The 15,042-nt window shown below is 46.4% G+C and carries 16 protein-coding genes, 3 tRNA genes and 1 other annotated feature; of the genes, 12 read left to right on the top strand and 7 right to left on the bottom strand.

The genetic code is table 11. The features are described from left to right. Window positions 1–22 precede the first annotated feature (22 nt). Together H9Q78_RS02435 and H9Q78_RS02430 are read right to left on the bottom strand one after the other, a co-directional pair. Window positions 23–730 (bottom strand): phosphatase PAP2 family protein, encoded by a 708-nt coding sequence (locus tag H9Q78_RS02435; protein WP_147596589.1) that lies wholly within the window; start codon window positions 728–730, stop codon window positions 23–25. A 138-nt stretch (window positions 731–868) separates the two neighbouring features. Continuing rightward, window positions 869–1,804: a diacylglycerol/lipid kinase family protein gene (locus tag H9Q78_RS02430; RefSeq protein ID WP_249303409.1), complete on the bottom strand. Its 936-nt coding sequence runs from the start codon at window positions 1,802–1,804 to the stop codon at window positions 869–871. Between the two features lie 191 nt (window positions 1,805–1,995). On the opposite strand from H9Q78_RS02430, the gene H9Q78_RS02425 reads away from it, so the two are divergent. From H9Q78_RS02425 to H9Q78_RS02415, 3 genes are all read left to right on the top strand, one after another. Then, window positions 1,996–2,068: transfer RNA gene (locus tag H9Q78_RS02425), tRNA-Val, on the top strand. Window positions 2,069–2,072: 4 nt separating this feature from the next. Further along, window positions 2,073–2,146, top strand: a tRNA-Met gene (locus H9Q78_RS02420). Between the two features lie 156 nt (window positions 2,147–2,302). Further along, window positions 2,303–2,713 (top strand): zinc-ribbon domain-containing protein, encoded by a 411-nt coding sequence (locus H9Q78_RS02415; protein ID WP_249303408.1) that lies wholly within the window; start codon window positions 2,303–2,305, stop codon window positions 2,711–2,713. A 96-nt stretch (window positions 2,714–2,809) separates the two neighbouring features. Here the strand turns inward: H9Q78_RS02415 and H9Q78_RS02410 are convergent, their stop codons facing one another. Both H9Q78_RS02410 and H9Q78_RS02405 read right to left on the bottom strand, forming a co-directional pair. Continuing rightward, on the bottom strand, window positions 2,810–3,400 hold the full coding sequence (locus H9Q78_RS02410; RefSeq protein WP_249303407.1) for a hypothetical protein: 591 nt from the start codon (window positions 3,398–3,400) through the stop codon (window positions 2,810–2,812). Between the two features lie 113 nt (window positions 3,401–3,513). Then, entirely contained in the window at window positions 3,514–4,158 is a 645-nt protein-coding gene (locus H9Q78_RS02405; protein WP_249303406.1) for a DUF3298 and DUF4163 domain-containing protein, read from the bottom strand. Between the two features lie 510 nt (window positions 4,159–4,668). On the opposite strand from H9Q78_RS02405, the gene H9Q78_RS02400 reads away from it, so the two are divergent. The 4 genes from H9Q78_RS02400 to H9Q78_RS02385 all read left to right on the top strand — a co-directional run bounded on the left by H9Q78_RS02400 (window position 4,669) and on the right by H9Q78_RS02385 (window position 7,116). After that, window positions 4,669–5,304 (top strand): GNAT family N-acetyltransferase, encoded by a 636-nt coding sequence (locus H9Q78_RS02400; protein WP_249303404.1) that lies wholly within the window; start codon window positions 4,669–4,671, stop codon window positions 5,302–5,304. Window positions 5,305–5,323: 19 nt separating this feature from the next. Continuing rightward, window positions 5,324–5,749, top strand: coding sequence for a VOC family protein (locus H9Q78_RS02395; RefSeq protein WP_249303403.1), 426 nt, complete (start codon window positions 5,324–5,326; stop codon window positions 5,747–5,749). Between the two features lie 74 nt (window positions 5,750–5,823). Continuing rightward, window positions 5,824–6,480: a hypothetical protein gene (locus tag H9Q78_RS02390; RefSeq protein ID WP_249304857.1), complete on the top strand. Its 657-nt coding sequence runs from the start codon at window positions 5,824–5,826 to the stop codon at window positions 6,478–6,480. A 39-nt stretch (window positions 6,481–6,519) separates the two neighbouring features. Beyond that, window positions 6,520–7,116, top strand: a complete 597-nt coding sequence (locus H9Q78_RS02385) for a hypothetical protein (RefSeq protein ID WP_249303402.1) — start codon at window positions 6,520–6,522, stop codon at window positions 7,114–7,116. Between the two features lie 146 nt (window positions 7,117–7,262). Here H9Q78_RS02385 and H9Q78_RS02380 read toward each other — a convergent pair. The 3 genes from H9Q78_RS02380 to H9Q78_RS02370 all read right to left on the bottom strand — a co-directional run bounded on the left by H9Q78_RS02380 (window position 7,263) and on the right by H9Q78_RS02370 (window position 10,123). Then, a tRNA-Gly gene (locus tag H9Q78_RS02380) sits at window positions 7,263–7,333 on the bottom strand. Window positions 7,334–7,415: 82 nt separating this feature from the next. After that, window positions 7,416–8,993, bottom strand: a complete 1,578-nt coding sequence (locus tag H9Q78_RS02375) for an ABC transporter permease/substrate-binding protein (RefSeq protein WP_249303401.1) — start codon at window positions 8,991–8,993, stop codon at window positions 7,416–7,418. After that, a complete protein-coding gene (locus tag H9Q78_RS02370) occupies window positions 8,990–10,123 on the bottom strand; it encodes an ABC transporter ATP-binding protein (RefSeq protein WP_249303400.1) in 1,134 nt (377 codons plus the stop codon). Before H9Q78_RS02370 ends, H9Q78_RS02375 begins: the two co-directional genes overlap by 4 nt. A gap of 410 nt (window positions 10,124–10,533) precedes the next feature. Here H9Q78_RS02370 and ispF point away from each other — a divergent pair, with 410 nt between their 5' ends. The 5 genes from ispF (at window position 10,534) to rlmB (ending at window position 14,884) form a co-directional block, all read left to right on the top strand. Continuing rightward, window positions 10,534–11,112: a 2-C-methyl-D-erythritol 2,4-cyclodiphosphate synthase gene (gene ispF / locus H9Q78_RS02365; protein WP_249303399.1), complete on the top strand. Its 579-nt coding sequence runs from the start codon at window positions 10,534–10,536 to the stop codon at window positions 11,110–11,112. A 73-nt stretch (window positions 11,113–11,185) separates the two neighbouring features. After that, window positions 11,186–11,416: a binding site (T-box leader), on the top strand. An 83-nt stretch (window positions 11,417–11,499) separates the two neighbouring features. After that, window positions 11,500–12,210: a serine O-acetyltransferase EpsC gene (gene epsC, locus H9Q78_RS02360; protein WP_249303398.1), complete on the top strand. Its 711-nt coding sequence runs from the start codon at window positions 11,500–11,502 to the stop codon at window positions 12,208–12,210. 77 nt (window positions 12,211–12,287) lie between these two features. Next, window positions 12,288–13,691 carry a cysteine--tRNA ligase gene (gene cysS / locus H9Q78_RS02355; RefSeq protein ID WP_249303397.1) on the top strand — a complete coding sequence of 468 codons (1,404 nt, stop codon included), beginning with the start codon at window positions 12,288–12,290 and terminating at the stop codon, window positions 13,689–13,691. Beyond that, window positions 13,676–14,140 carry a Mini-ribonuclease 3 gene (locus H9Q78_RS02350; protein ID WP_330595216.1) on the top strand — a complete coding sequence of 155 codons (465 nt, stop codon included), beginning with the start codon at window positions 13,676–13,678 and terminating at the stop codon, window positions 14,138–14,140. The genes cysS and H9Q78_RS02350 overlap by 16 nt, the downstream gene beginning before the upstream one ends. Further along, window positions 14,141–14,884, top strand: coding sequence for a 23S rRNA (guanosine(2251)-2'-O)-methyltransferase RlmB (gene rlmB, locus H9Q78_RS02345; RefSeq protein ID WP_249303396.1), 744 nt, complete (start codon window positions 14,141–14,143; stop codon window positions 14,882–14,884). The last annotated feature ends 158 nt before the right edge of the window (window positions 14,885–15,042 follow it).

Here is a 15,042-nt window from a genome sequence, read left to right as displayed (position 1 = left end):
GAAAATATCTCTTCCGCTGTGATCAAAGCTTATTCTTATAGCTGTACAGCTTCTTTGATTTGGTTTTCTCCTTCGCCGCCCTCGCGGAAGCTCTCGTCATCTCCGGCTGATATACGAAAAAATAAAGGATGATGGCAAGTACGATCGCTCCAAGTCCATCCAGCACAGAGTGCTGTTTCAGGAAAACGGTGGACAGACAAATGGAAATGGTGATCAGGGTGGTCACAGGACGAATCCACTTGTGTTTTTGAGAAACTGGACTGTTCCACCATGCCAGATTGATGCCGAGTGAGGCGAATACATGGATGCTTGGAAATACATTGGTTGATGTATCTGTTTTGTAGAGCATGACAATCAGTTTCGAAAACAGGTTTTTTTCCGGATTTACTGGAGGACGCATAGTCTGGCCGTTGGGAAATAGAGTACAGATGGCGAGACAGACAGTCATTCCAATGAAGAGAAAAGCGGTCATCCGGTAGAATTCTTTTTTCGGACGTTTCAGCAGGAAATAGGTCACAGAACCTGCCACGAAAATGAACCAGAATAAATATGGTATGATGAAATACTCATTAAACGGAATAAGGTCATCAAATGCTATATGAATATTGGTGAACTGGGTTCCTACGGTCACATGCTTTTCAAGCCAGAAAAACCATGGGAAATAGATAAATACGTAAAGGAGAACCCAGGACTGACGATATTTGCTGAAGAAATTCTTGATTGTTTTCACACGAATCGCCTTCCTTCCCCCCCTTGCAGGGCATACTGCTAGCCTTCAATAATTTTCATGTGATTATAACACGGTTTGCCGGGGATGGCAAGTGAATTCATAAAATCTTTAAGAACTATTCTGAATAATTACCGCAAATTAACACAAAAAACGTATTTTCTTTTCAACACAGCGGACAGATATATCCGTCTGACCATAACAGGACTCTCCGTCGGCATGAACTAACAGAGGCTCTTCCGTATGAATGGCCGCTTCCCGGCACGCGTAGGTCCGCACACCATTGCAGCAGACATGCCGGCCTGCCAGAGAAGCGAGCAGCAGGAGTGTCAGCCGCAGACGGGAAACGCCGGATACGACACAGAGATCCAGATAACCGTCACAGGGGTCGGCCTTGGGAGCGAAACGGAAGCCGCCGCCTTCAAACTTCTGAATGTGGGAAGAGATAAAACGGATCTTCTTCAGATTTATTTTTTTTACCCCGTCCAGAAGCAGATAACCATTGGTGCTTTTACAGAGGACGATACGCTTGATTCCGATGAATAAATAGATAAGCTTCCCCATATGAAGCTGGTTGAATGTCTTTTTTAGTTTGGTAGTAAACAGATTCTGACAGACATCTGCATCATAGCCGATGCCGCTGCTCACGATGAAACGCCTGTGAGCGGGATGATCGGACATATAGGATAAAATGCCATAGTCGAGATAACGGCAGTTTTCGGATTTTAGAAGCTGATCCATGGCTTTTTCCGGGTTCCTCGAGAGCCGCATTCCTCTGGAAAAATCGTTTCCTGATCCAGAGGGTATATATCCCAGTGTCACCGGAGAGGAGAGGGAGATGCCGTTCAGCACTTCGTTTAAGGTACCGTCGCCGCCGAGGGCGACAATGGTTTTAGGTGAAGAATCCTGATGTCTTGGCGATGTAAGTTCCGCCGCCAATTCTGTCGCGTGTCCCGTATGCTCAGTCAGATAAGCCTCGTAGGGAATTTTTTCTTTTTCCAGCCGTTCCTTCAGCTTATTCCAAATACTCAGCCCCCTGCCGGAGCGGGCGTTGGGATTTACGATAAAATAGTACATAACGATCCTCCTGGAGTCCGGCTGTTCCGGGCTGCCTTCCGAAATTACTTTCATTATAACATAAGGAGCAGAGGGGATACAAAGAAAAATTTTATAAATAAAAAGTGTGGAAAAAGTCTTGACAATTTGGACAATAAAAGGTATACTACCTAGGCAGTCAAAAATGAAGAATATGGTTTTTGCTGCGGTCGGGGATCTTAGCTCAGCTGGGAGAGCATCTGCCTTACAAGCAGAGGGTCATAGGTTCGAGCCCTATAGGTCCCATTATGGCGGAATAGCTCAGTTGGCTAGAGCACACGGTTCATACCCGTGGTGTCGAGAGTTCAAATCTCCCTTCCGCTACTATAAAAAATCCCTGGAAACCTAGTAAAATCAAGGCTTCCGGGGTTTTTGTTTTTTGCTGAAAAGTGTGTGCAGGTGCTTACTTAAGATAAATCGACCACAAATCGGTTTATTTTTTGGTATGATTGAATTATTAGACGTCGGGAGGGATTGAGTATGGCATTAATAAAGTGTCCGGAGTGTGGAAAAGAAGTAAGCGATAAAGCAGCGGCGTGTCCCAACTGTGGATTTCCTCTTGATTTATATGCGGAAGCGAAACGAGACAATAAGGCGGACAGCAATTGTCATGATAAATATGGCAGATTTTCAAACAAAGAAAGTAAGATTAAGGCTTCGAGAGAGAAATTGCAAGAAGCTTTAAATAAGCAAACACGATCTTATCATTCGCAGGCATCTTGTCCAAGATGCGGTTCAACAAGTATAACATATACGAATAAAAGACTTAGTATTGGCCGGGCGATGGCAGGCGGTGTATTAGCGGGACCCGCAGGAAGTGTAATGGGAGGTCTGAGCAGCAAGAAGGGCTATGCTGTTTGTTTAAGCTGTGGGAAGAAATGGAAAGTATAAAATAATACCAGATGGTTCTTGTATGACCCCTTATATTCGAAAGATAGGGCGATGCTGCTGAAAAGTGTCATCGCCCTATTTTGGTACATCCAGGTTCTAAAGAATTTGTATGCTATATGCCGTGGTCTGCGGAGGAATACTTGCAGTCTGGAAATTAGCATGGGTGATTCTGACCAGCTGTCCGGGGCGAAGAGCACTGAGCTGGACCGGCCGTCCGGCGCGGTTGGTTATGGGGGTGGAATTCGGTACTACAAATCTGGTCTGGCTGTTGATGTTCCAGGGGATTCCCGTCAATAGCATATTGTTGCGGACATCGGCAAAGATGACTCGGTCAGTCGTGGTCACGGAGGGAGCCTGAGGCATTCCCTGCACGATGATCAAAAAGGCATTTGACTGCGGCGGTATGCTTCTGGTCATACGTGCTGAAAATATAGCGCTCACCCACATTCCCGGCTGTATGCAGCATATGCACATGTTTTGGCCGAATGAGTCCAGGATGACGGTATTGCCAGTGAGGTTCAGTCTGATCGTCTGGATAGAAGTGATATTGTTTGCTTCTGGTACAGAGTAAGAGACCTCGATGCTGCCTCTGGAATTATCAAAACAAGAAGTATCTTCAACCAAAGCGTTATCTATACGCATAATATTTCCCTGCTGGACTATGGCTCCACGAGGATCGTCATTCATATGTTTTTCCATTACAATTGATTTGCTCTATATTATGCAGTTTGTATGAAAAAGTGAAAGCCGCCGAATAGATCAAAACATACAGGGTATCGATAAGAAGACAGTTCATGAGATCATATGGCGGAGGGAACGGAAAACTCCGGGGTACCAGTGGAATATGGGGCTATGTCATACTGCTGAAAATAAATCACGAGGCCGTCTGGCTGCAGATAAAAGCTGTTTGGATTAAATGTATTCTGAATAAGAGAACTGTAATTGTCAAAATAAGAGCTGGGGGTGATTTTTAAGCGCTCTTCGACCTGCTTTTCCAGATTCTTCTGCAGACTATGCAGAGTAACAAAGTTCAAAGGATAAAAATCGTTCAGTCTCAGTTTCATGCCGGTATTAAAGTTCCATGTGTCCGATGTTCTGGTCGTCTCTCCGTGTGCCCCGCCCATGAAAAGATAGGTGTCCATATAAAGGCTGGTCAGACAGCCAGTATTAAAAGTGACCTTATAAGAGACATCGAAGGTATAGCTGTTGAAAGGCGGCGAGTTGAAAGGAATATACTTTGCATTTTCGGCCGCCTGTTTATAAAGAACAGTCCGGCAGTGTTTTTCTGCTTTTTTTGCGGCTTGTGCGTAGTATTCATTTATGGCCCGAGCAGCAGCTTCATTACATGTGGTGACAAAAAAAGGGTAATGGATCTGATAAACGAATACAGGAATCTGTCCGAGATACATGGTATCCTCTAGGGTCCTTTGTTCTATGGTCTGCATAATAGCCCCTGACTGAAGAGTTATTATATTATATTCCCGCTTTACGGCAGTAGTCATTTTCATTTGGGCGGTTGAACGGGAAACCCTTCGATCGTCATGGGGCTGTGAATAGAAATATGAGGGCTATGCTTAAGGGCCTGATATAAAACATTTTTGGGAATCATTCTTAGTAAGCTCTGATCAAGCCCAAGTTAGACACCGGCCGCTGCCCTGCGGCGTTCACCTTTAGGCCGGCCCGGAATCTTTCTGCCGGAATCTTTTCTGCTGCAGCAAATCGCCTCAATAGCTTTCAAGGCAATCGGAAGATACTTTGGTGCGGCAGGAGGAAGGATTTTCTCCTGTCTCATCTGATTCATAAGTCAAGTTAGTCTTGAAAATATTCAAGGACTAAACGGTCTGTTTGACATTTGTACGATGAGAGATTAAAATGAAAGAATACTTAACGGTGCTGATTCGTTTTCGGGCGGTGAGAGGTATTTGACAGATATAAAGTTTATAGGAGTATATAGGATGATAACCATAAGAAATGAAAAAGAAGAGGATTACAATATTGTAGAGGGAATTACAAGGAAAGCATTTTATAATCTTTATGTCCCGGGATGTGTAGAGCATTATCTGGTCCATATCATGCGCGGACATGAGGATTTCATACCAGAGCTGGATTTTGTGATGGAACTTGACGGTCAGGTGATTGGAAATATCATGTATACAAAAGCCAAGCTGACAGATGAGTCCGGAGTTGAAAAGGAAATTCTCACCTTTGGCCCTGTTTGTGTTGTCCCGGAGCATCAGAGAAAGGGTTACGGGAAGATCCTTATGGAATATTCGTTTAAACAGGCGGTGTCGCTGGGCTATGATGTGATCGTCATATTTGGAAGTCCGGCAAATTATGTAAGCCGTGGATTTGTGAGCTGCAAAAAATACAATGTCTGTATGGAGAATGGAAAATATCCGGCGGCGATGATGGTAAAAGAGCTTGTTCCCGGCGCTCTGAACGGAAAAAAATGGTTTTATCATGACAGCCCTGTGATGGCGATTACTGAGGAAGAAGCACAGAAATACGATGATACTCTGGAAAGAATGGAGAAGAAGCATTTGCCGAGTCAGGAAGAATTCTATATTATGAGCCATTCATTTCTTGAGTGACTCGGGAGGTAATTGTATTATGGATGATGGATTAAAGATTAAAATGTATTCATTTACGATGGACTGCCTGGAGCCGCTCGAGCTGGCAAAATTTTATGCGGATTTACTCAAATGGGAAATACCATTTTATGATGAAGAATATGCATGTATAAGCGCTCCGGGCACGGCTCAGGGCGCATATCCAGGCATTACGTTTCAGAGGAATCCGGATTATATCCCGCCTGTATGGCCGGGAGATCCGGAAGCTCAGCAGCAGATGGCGCATCTGGATTTTGCAGTCAGCGATCTGGAAAAGGCAGTCCAATACGCGGTTCATTGCGGGGCGGTGATCGCAGATGCACAATTTTCCGATGGATGGAGGGTTATGTTTGACCCAGCCGGACATCCGTTCTGTTTGTGCCAGATGAAAACGATTATGGACAGCCCTCATTTCGCGCTGTTATAGCAGCTTATGAGCGGAAGGCTGACAGCAAATGGACAATGGATAAATAACAAACGACAAGGCAGGAAAAGGAACGCATGAAAAATAAAATAACCTCATTTGTAAAACTGCATTTGCCAGTTTTGCTTCCGGCAATCATTATTATAATATTAGTTAGTTCAATTTTGGGATATTCTGTATATCGCCTGGAAAACAATTCTGATTTTCTTAATGATGAGATTAGTTCTTTACAAGAAACGATTGAATCATTGCAAAAGGATGTTGACAAATATGTTTCAAATATTCAACCGTTAGAGTCACGGGCAGCAGAACTGGAGTCCGTCAACGACGACATAGCTCAAAGTTTCAGCATTGCGCAGGACACTTTAGATAAGAAACAGAAGGAGTTGGAATCCGCGGAAGCCAGAATAGACGAGTTATCCGTTTTAGAGAATCAGCAAAGCGAGATTGATGAACTGAATGGTCAGGCAGAGTCCCTGCAGCAAGAGAATGCCGAGCTAAGAGAACAAATAAGCAGTTTAGAGGCGTCTCAGACCTCAGCGCGCAGCTCCGGTTCCAATACTTCTTCACAAAAGGATGACGACACCCCTAGAGGAGCAATCGTATATTGGACGCCGGGAGGAAAAGTGTATCATTCTACACCGAATTGCTCCACGTTAAAGCGGTCAAAGACGATATACGAGGGAACCATTTCAGAAAGTGGCAAAAGCAGAGGCTGTAAGGTTTGTTATTAGCAGCTAAATAATTAGAGTTTTTTGTTTAAGGAGCTAAAGATGAACCATTTTTATATTATCAAAAATAAGAGAATCGTAATCAGCGGTATGGTTCTTCTGGTATTATTGCTCAGCGGTTGTACATTAAAAAATAATAAAACGGAAACAGCAAGTGATTCTATGTCAGAAGGAAACAAAGAATTTGATGATTGGTACGGTGAATATCACACTGAAAAATGGATACGCCCTTGTAAATTTTATGTGCCGACTCCAATGCTGGAAGAAAAATGGAAGATAGAGAAATCTAAAACCTATTCATTGGATGGTGATACCTTTGCCGTTTTTAATCCATTTTCTGACGATGACCCGGCGTACCAGGATCATAGATATGTAGGGACTCGAAATTATGAAACTGATATTTTGGATAAACCTCTCGTAGAAAAAATCCAAGAAGAACTGATCGGGAGTATAATTTGTCCTGATGAGGAATTGGCGTATTATGATAACTTGGATTTTGACCTGATGGACTATGTAGATAACAAAAGCTTGATCTTCCATTCAAGTGACGGAAAAATCAGTGAGTGTTGGGTAGATGCGGGTAATGACGAAATTATTGTAATCAATAAATTGATCATATCTTTGAGAAAGAAATCTTAAACAGCAACAAAATTAAGACGGGTCTTCAGACACATTGAAGGCTCGCCTTTTTATATAGCAGCTTTACAGGCAATTTTATTAGATGAACTTGTAGGCTTATTGATGTAGGCAATCAAAAAAACCCTTGATTTACAAGGGCTTTCAAGAGCGGATGACGGGAATCGAACCCGCCTATCCAGCTTGGGAAGCTGGTGTTCTACCAATGAACTACATCCGCACGCAAGAATATTATACCGGGTATGGCTTAAATAGTCAAGCGCTGAAACATAAAATTTCCTGTGGGCTCCATTCTTTCCGTTTTAATCCTGGCTGGCGAGTTCAGGGAGGTTTTCTTTCAAAAATTCGTGGGCCACGTCCTGTGCCGGACGGTCCTCTTCATCTACCAGATAGTTGAGACCGGCCATGATATCCGTGGATAATGCGCCGGCCAGCGTATCGGTGATCTCTGCCAGCTCGGGATATTTCTCCAAAGTCTCACTCCGGAATACGGGAACTGCATAATAGGGCGGGAACGCACCTTTGTCGTCTTCCAATATTTTCAGATCAAATTTCTTTATCAGGCCGTCAGTGGAATATGCGTCTATAATTTCCCCCTCGCCGTTCAGAAGCGCAGTATACCGGGGCGCTCCGTCTACTCCGATTTCTGAAGCGAATTTTAAACCGTACAGCTTTTTCACGCCCTCCAGTCCGTCGGCCCGGTTTAAAAAGGTGAGAGTAGAGATGACGCGGAGCTGACCGTTGACCCGGGCCAGGTCGCTGATGCTTTCCAGATGATATTTTTCTGCGATTTCCTTGGTTGTGGAAAGGGTATACGTATTGTTCACATTTAAGGAAGAGAGGAGTTCCAGGTCATATTTATCTTTCATCCCCTGCCTGGAGGTGTCATAGACCTCCTGTACGTCGGAAATGGCCTGTTTTCCGAGGATGCTCACATAGATAGTTCCGGTGTATTCTACGTAGCCGTCGATGTCGCCGCTTTGGATGGAGGTAAGGCAGATGGAAGAGCCGCCCAGATCGGGAGTAGTCTCCACGGATATGCCAAGCTTTGTTTCGACAGCCTCCGAGAGCATGTATGCCAGAATTTCATTTTCTGAAAAATCCATGCTGCCGATACGAATGGACGTTTCCTCAGTAGGACGGAATACATTTCCGATGAACAAGACTGCGAGCAGCACCGCCGCAACGATGGCGACAATGCGTTCCTTTTTTTTATGTTTCTTTTTCTTTTCCTTATTATCTCCAGGCATGAGACTGATGGGAGTGACAAGGGTTTCAACGGCGGAGAATATCCGGTCGACCAACAGCGCCAGGATACAGGCAGGAATCGCGCCTGCCAGAATCTTATAATTGTTGACGGTTCGAATTCCGGAAAAGACCAAAAACCCGAGACCACCGCCGCCGACAAAAGCCGCCAGTGTCATCAGGCCCACTGCCGATACGGCAGAAATACGCACACCGGTCATGATGACAGGCATGGCTAAGGGGAAACGGATTTTAAACAGTATCTGCCATTTTGTGAGCCCGATGCCCCTCGCGGCTTCCAGTGTCTGGGCGTTTATGTTCATCAGGCCGGCATAGGTATTCTTTATGATGGGCAGCAGGGAATAAATGACCACCAGGAAGATTGCCGGCTTCATGCCGATTCCCAAGACCGGGATGGTCAGGCCCAGGAGAGCCATGCTGGGGATTGCCTGTACCAGATTGGCAAAGGCCAGGACAGGCTTGCTCGCGGGTTTTAAATAAGAGATCAGGATGCCCAGGGGAACCCCGATGAGTATGGCGGCAGCCAGGGCCAGGGTGGTGAGCTGTATATGTTCCAGGAATAAAGAAAGGATCTCAGACCTTGCGGAAATAATATATTGAATGAATTCTGTCATGCTCTTTCCTCCTCTTCCTCTGAAATGAACTGGCGGCTGAGGGTGGTGACCAGTGTGCTTCTCGTGATCAGGCCTTCGATGATGCCCTGCTCATTGATCACCGGCAAAGTGGAGAGCTTCCTTTCGTTGAACAGATTCAGCAGATCTACGATGGAACTGTCCGGGCTGGCGGAAGTAAAGGATTTTTCCATTAAATCCTGTGCAGGGCGCTTAGTATCGTGAGTCCCGATCAGGGACTCCGCGAACAGCACGCCGAGCAGATGCTTTTTCGGATCCGTCACCATGAGCGTATCCACCTTTTTCTGGCTCATCAGTTCGATACATTTGAAAATAGGCATCCAGGGGAGGCAGCAGACCGGTTCCCGGATCATAATATCCTGAGTCTTTATAAGTTCCGGTGACATCCATATCCGGTTGGGCCCCACAAATTCCCGAACAAAGTCATTGGCAGGATGCTTCATGATCATTTCCGGATTGTCAAACTGAGTGATCTTTCCGCCTTCCATGATGCAGATACGGTCTGCTAATCTCACCGCTTCATCCATATCATGTGTTACAAATACAATGGTACGCTTTAACGCTCCCTGCATTTCCATCAGAGAGTTCTGGAGCTGTGTCCTGGTGAGCGGATCCAGGGCGGAAAACGGCTCATCCATGAGTATGATTTCCGGGTCGGACATGAAGGCCCGGACGACTCCTGCCCTTTGCTGCTGCCCGCCGGACATCTCCGAGGGGTAGACGTCCAGGTAAACGTCCGGATCCAGATTTACCATATCCATCAGATCTTTTGCGTCCTTTTCAATTTTTGCAGTGTCTTTGGAATTGAGCCGGGCAATGATCTCAATATTTTCCCGGATGGTCATATGGGGAAAAAGACCGGTCTGCTGGATAACATAACCCATCCGCCGTCGGAGAGGGATCGTTTCCAGCTGCGCGATATTGCTGCCGTTGATCTTTATGGTGCCGGAAGAGGGAAGAATCAATTTATTGATCATCCGGAGCGTTGTGGTCTTGCCGCAGCCGCTTTCACCCAGAAGGACCACAAATTCTCCGTCGTCGATCGTAAAGCTGATGTTGTCAATTACAGTATTACCCTGAAAAGTTTTTGAAACGTTTTGAAATTCTATCATATATGAATGATACCTCCTGTTATGTATGGCAAGCCTTGTGAAACGAATGAAGCGGTAATGACAGACAACAGCTCTGTATAGATTAACGGGCCGGAAAAGACAGATGTTTCATATGGCTTTGTAGACGGTGTTTTAAGAGGATGACAGATTGCTTTTCCAGATGCAGAAAAGCTTTAGAAGGATAAGGATGAACAATTGTTTGTTAATTATTCTATTATACATGTTTTATATGAAGTTTGGATAAAAAATATGGAATTTCATAAAAATTTAAGAGTCTGTTAAGGTTTTGGATATTTTATCCGTATATGCACCGGATAACTCTCAGGGAAGTATCGGCTTGTCTATTGGACAGAAGAGGGGTATAATTACAGTATATGCTGGATATGCTGAAAATATGACTAGGAGGAGCTATGAGAATTGGAATGGGTTATGATGTCCATCGCCTTATAGAAGGACGGGACTTGATAGTAGGAGGCGTGAGGATTCCCTTTGAAAAAGGGCTTCTCGGTCATTCAGATGCCGATGTCCTCCTGCATGCCGTTATGGATGCGCTTTTAGGAGCGGCCGCGCTCGGGGACATAGGAAAGCATTTTCCTGATACCGATGAAGCATACCGAGGAATTTCAAGCCTTAAGCTTCTGGAGAAGGTGGGAAAGCTTTTGGAAGAAAATCTATATATTATAGGAAATATAGACGCTTCTGTGATTGCCCAAAGGCCCAAGCTGGCTCCGTACCGGGAGAAAATGAGACAGAATATTGCGGATGCTCTCCATATATCCGTAAATCAGGTAAACGTGAAGGCGACTACGGAAGAGGGCCTTGGATTCACCGGCGCCGGGGAGGGGATATCCTCTCAGGCAGTAGTCCTGCTTGAGACTGTCGGGAATTACAGTTATGGTTACGATCCCATGGAAACAGGAACGGGCGGCATGCCGTCCGGAGCGGGCGGAAGCTGTGCGGGATGCGGGGGCTGCCGGGGAAATGACTGAAAAGGGGTTGACAAATCTTTCAAAACTGCATAGACTAGATTAAGAAGCAGGAACTTTTCCTGTTTATAAAATGAAAAAGGCTTTGAAGGAAAGAGTAGTACCGGCGTGAATAGCAGAGAGGGTCTGTCACCGGCTGAAAGCAGACCTTAGGATGGCGGGTATGAAGTGCATTCCGGAGCTGACAGGGCGATGGCATCGGCAGTAGTCCTGCACGTGTGGTTTACGTTACAGACCTCGAGTGAGAGACGCCTGCAGAGGTGTTTCTTATGAAGAGTGGGACCGCGGAGTGAACTTCGTCTCTTTTGAGACGGAGTTTTTTTATTCCATGCGAAATATTAAACTGATTTTTGAACGGATAATATTCTGTAAAGAAAAGGAGAGGATATTATGGGATTCATTCGTTATATTAAAGAAGAAATTGCGATCATCCGGGAGAGAGACCCGGCTATCAAAACACCGATGGAGGTTTTTCTGTATCCGAGTTTTAAGGCGATCCTGAGCTATCGGGTATCACATTGGCTGTTTCTCCGGAAGCATTATTTTTGGGCCAGATGGGTATCCCAGCGGGCAGCCAGGAAAACGGGAATTGAGATTCATCCCGGCGCCACCATCGGAAAAGGGCTGTTCATAGATCACGGCCACGGAGTGATCATCGGAGAGACTGCGATAGTCGGCGACAATGTGACCTTGTTTCAGGGGGTGACCCTGGGTGGAAACGGGAAGGAAAAAGGAAAGCGGCATCCGACCATCGAGGATAATGTGATGATCAGTGCGGGAGCTAAAGTATTGGGCTCTTTTACCATAGGAGAAAATTCTAAGATAGGAGCGGGCAGCGTGGTCCTGGGGCCGGTGGAGCCGAACTCTACAGTAGTCGGCGTACCCGGAAGAAGTGTAAAGAGAAATAACGTTCGCCTGCCCAGGATGGATATGGATCAGGTGACACTGCCGGATCCGGTGCTGGCAGATATCCGGCAGTTAAAGGAAGAAAATCAGGAGATAAAAAAAGAGCTGGAAAGGTTAAAGGAACTGCTCCGGGTGCAGGTTTGTCAAGACAGAGCCGGTAAAGCCCGAAGCACAGGAAGAGCCTGCAGCGCCTGATTCTTCTTTGGAGAAGGAGCTGAAGAGCAGAACAGAAACGATTCCATAACGGAGCAGAAAGCAGAAGGGAGAAACCGATGAAAATATTTAACACGCTGTCAAAGAAAAAAGAGGAATTTGTACCGCTGGAGCCTGGCAAGGTGAAAATGTATGTCTGCGGTCCGACGGTCTATAATTTTATCCATATCGGAAATGCTAGGCCTATGATCGTATTTGATACGGTCCGGCGGTATTTTGAGTATAAAGGCTATGATGTGAATTATGTTTCCAATTTTACGGATGTGGATGATAAGATCATCAATAAGGCCATTGAGGAAGGGGTGGAGGCTTCTGTCATCTCTGAACGCTATATCGCGGAATGTAAAAAAGATATGGAGGGCATGAATGTGAAGCCGGCCACCACTCATCCGCTGGCTACACAGGAAATATGCGGCATGATCTCCATGATCGAGACCCTGATAGAAAAGGGCTTTGCTTACCGGGCGGATGACGGCACCGTGTACTACAGGACAAAGAAGTTCAAAGACTATGGAAAGCTGTCCCATAAAAACCTGGAGGATTTGCAGGCCGGGCACAGAGAGATCAAAGTGGTGGGCGAAAAGGAAGACGAGTTGGATTTTGTGCTGTGGAAGCCTAAAAAGGATGGAGAACCTTATTGGGAAGCTCCCTGGTGCAACGGCCGTCCCGGATGGCATATTGAGTGTTCCGTTATGTCAAAGCATTATTTAGGGGATCAGATCGATATTCACGCCGGCGGTGAGGACCTGATTTTCCCCCACCATGAAAACGAGATCGCCCAGAGCGAAGCCGCCAACGGCAAGGAGTTTGCAAAATATTGGATGCACAATGCGTTCCTTAACATTGACAACCGGAAAATGTCCAAATCCTTGGGGAACTTTTTTACCGTAAGGGAGATCAGTGAAAAATATGACCTGCAGGTGCTCCGTTTCTTCATGCTGAGCGCCCACTACAGGAGCCCGCTGAATTTCAGTGCCGATCTCATGGAAGCTTCAAAAAACGGTCTTATGAGGATCCTGACTGCGGTAGAACGCCTGGATGAGCTTCTGGCTTCTGCATCCGGTGAGTCCATGACGGAGGAAGAAAAAGCTGTTGTGGCTCAGATCAAAGAATTGGTTGTCAAATATGAAGCCGCCATGGATGATGATTTCAATACGGCGGATGCCATTTCCGCTGTATTTGAGCTTGTTAAGCTGGCGAATACTTCTGTGACAGAAGCCAGTACAAGAGCTCTGGCGGAATACGCAAAGCAGACCATTGAAACCCTCTGCGGGGTCCTGGGCATCATTACAGAAAAAAAAGTGGAGCTTCTCGACGGAGAGATAGAGGCATTGATCGAGGAGCGGCAGCAGGCGAGAAAAAATAAGGATTTTGCCCGTGCCGATGAGATACGTGACACTTTGGCGGACAAAGGAATCCTTTTAAAGGACACCAGAGAGGGTGTAAAATGGACGAGAGCATAAAAGACTGTATTCCTGAGATGATGTCCCAGGAACAGAGGCTGGTCGGTGAAGACAGTCCGGATGTCCGGACGTATTCACCGCTTACGCTGGCCTTTATTGGAGATGCGGTATTCAGCCTTTATATCCGTACCATAGTTGTGGGACAGGGGAATATGGCGCCGGGCAGGCTTCATGAACGCTGCAGTGAACTGGTGAAAGCCAGCGCCCAATCCCATATGATACACGGTATTTTTGACACCCTGACCGATGAAGAAAAGAGCGTGTACAGAAGAGGCAGGAATGTCCAGGCAGGCAGCCGCGCCAAGAATGCCACGATGTCGGAATATCGCCATGCGACCGGTCTGGAGGCCTTGTTCGGCCATCTGTATCTGACCGGGCAGGGAGAGAGGATGACAGAGCTGGTGGAAAAATGCCTGGCTTATCATTCGGCGGAGCCGGAAAGGGAATAGATGAGATACGAAGAATTTACCATAGAGGGCCGCAACGCGGTATTGGAGGCTTTCCGTTCGGGAAAGACCATAGATAAAGTCTTTCTTCTGAAAGGTTGCCAGGACGGACCGGTGCTCAGTATCGCAAGAGAGGCGAGAAAACAGGATACGCTGGTACAATACGTGCCGAAGGAGCGGCTAGACCAGTTATCCTCCACAGGGAAGCACCAGGGAGTTCTGGCCTATGCGGCGGCCTACGAATATGCCAGTGTGGAGGATATGCTCGCACTGGCGGAGGAAAAGGGAGAGCCGCCTTTTTTGTTCCTGCTGGATGGAATTGAAGATCCTCATAATCTGGGGGCGATCATCCGGACCGCGAATCTGGCCGGCGCACACGGAGTCATTGTTCCCAAACGGCGCGCGGCGGGGCTGACTGCCGTAGTGGCGAAGACGTCAGCCGGAGCTTTAAATTATACGCCCGTGGCCAAGGTGACGAATCTGACGGCGGCGATGGAAGAGCTGAAAGCAAAAGGAATGTGGTTCGTGTGTGCTGATATGGACGGAACTGTCATGTATGATCTGGATCTGACCGGTCCTATGGGGATCGTCATTGGAAACGAAGGAGAGGGCGTCGGCCGCCTGTTAAAGGAACGGTGCGATATGACCGCGTCCATCCCGATGAAGGGAGATATCGATTCTCTGAACGCTTCAGTGGCGGCGGGGGTACTGGCTTATGAGGTAGTACGGCAGCGCCTGAAGAAATAGAAGAGACATCATCTGATTGACAGGTACGGAAAAATATGATAGGAATATAGTATAGCAGAGAAAGGATGTGAAGAATTGCGTGGACGACAGTGATGACAGCGACAGTGAATCCTGTGAGCAGAGAATAGTGGTTCCATGCAGTGAGATGATATGATAAG

Origin of the sequence: Qiania dongpingensis, assembly GCF_014337195.1 — a bacterium.
Classification (GTDB): domain Bacteria; phylum Bacillota; class Clostridia; order Lachnospirales; family Lachnospiraceae; genus Lientehia; species Lientehia dongpingensis.
This window is presented reverse-complemented; position numbering and strand designations above follow the sequence as displayed.

Bases quoted from the DNA above. Each gene is read 5' to 3' on its own strand.
- H9Q78_RS02400 (WP_249303404.1), top strand. From the start codon at position 4,669: ATGATAACCATAAGAAATGAAAAAGAAGAGGATTACAATATTGTAGAG.
- H9Q78_RS02430 (WP_249303409.1), bottom strand. From the start codon at position 1,804: ATGTACTATTTTATCGTAAATCCCAACGCCCGCTCCGGCAGGGGGCTG.
- H9Q78_RS02370 (WP_249303400.1), bottom strand. From the start codon at position 10,123: ATGATAGAATTTCAAAACGTTTCAAAAACTTTTCAGGGTAATACTGTA.
- H9Q78_RS02410 (WP_249303407.1), bottom strand. From the start codon at position 3,400: ATGAATGACGATCCTCGTGGAGCCATAGTCCAGCAGGGAAATATTATG.
- H9Q78_RS02395 (WP_249303403.1), top strand. From the start codon at position 5,324: ATGGATGATGGATTAAAGATTAAAATGTATTCATTTACGATGGACTGC.
- cysS (WP_249303397.1), top strand. From the start codon at position 12,288: ATGAAAATATTTAACACGCTGTCAAAGAAAAAAGAGGAATTTGTACCG.
- H9Q78_RS02405 (WP_249303406.1), bottom strand. From the start codon at position 4,158: ATGCAGACCATAGAACAAAGGACCCTAGAGGATACCATGTATCTCGGA.
- H9Q78_RS02390 (WP_249304857.1), top strand. From the start codon at position 5,824: ATGAAAAATAAAATAACCTCATTTGTAAAACTGCATTTGCCAGTTTTG.
- epsC (WP_249303398.1), top strand. From the start codon at position 11,500: ATGGGATTCATTCGTTATATTAAAGAAGAAATTGCGATCATCCGGGAG.
- H9Q78_RS02385 (WP_249303402.1), top strand. From the start codon at position 6,520: ATGAACCATTTTTATATTATCAAAAATAAGAGAATCGTAATCAGCGGT.
- H9Q78_RS02375 (WP_249303401.1), bottom strand. From the start codon at position 8,993: ATGACAGAATTCATTCAATATATTATTTCCGCAAGGTCTGAGATCCTT.
- ispF (WP_249303399.1), top strand. From the start codon at position 10,534: ATGAGAATTGGAATGGGTTATGATGTCCATCGCCTTATAGAAGGACGG.
- rlmB (WP_249303396.1), top strand. From the start codon at position 14,141: ATGAGATACGAAGAATTTACCATAGAGGGCCGCAACGCGGTATTGGAG.
- H9Q78_RS02415 (WP_249303408.1), top strand. From the start codon at position 2,303: ATGGCATTAATAAAGTGTCCGGAGTGTGGAAAAGAAGTAAGCGATAAA.
- H9Q78_RS02350 (WP_330595216.1), top strand. From the start codon at position 13,676: ATGGACGAGAGCATAAAAGACTGTATTCCTGAGATGATGTCCCAGGAA.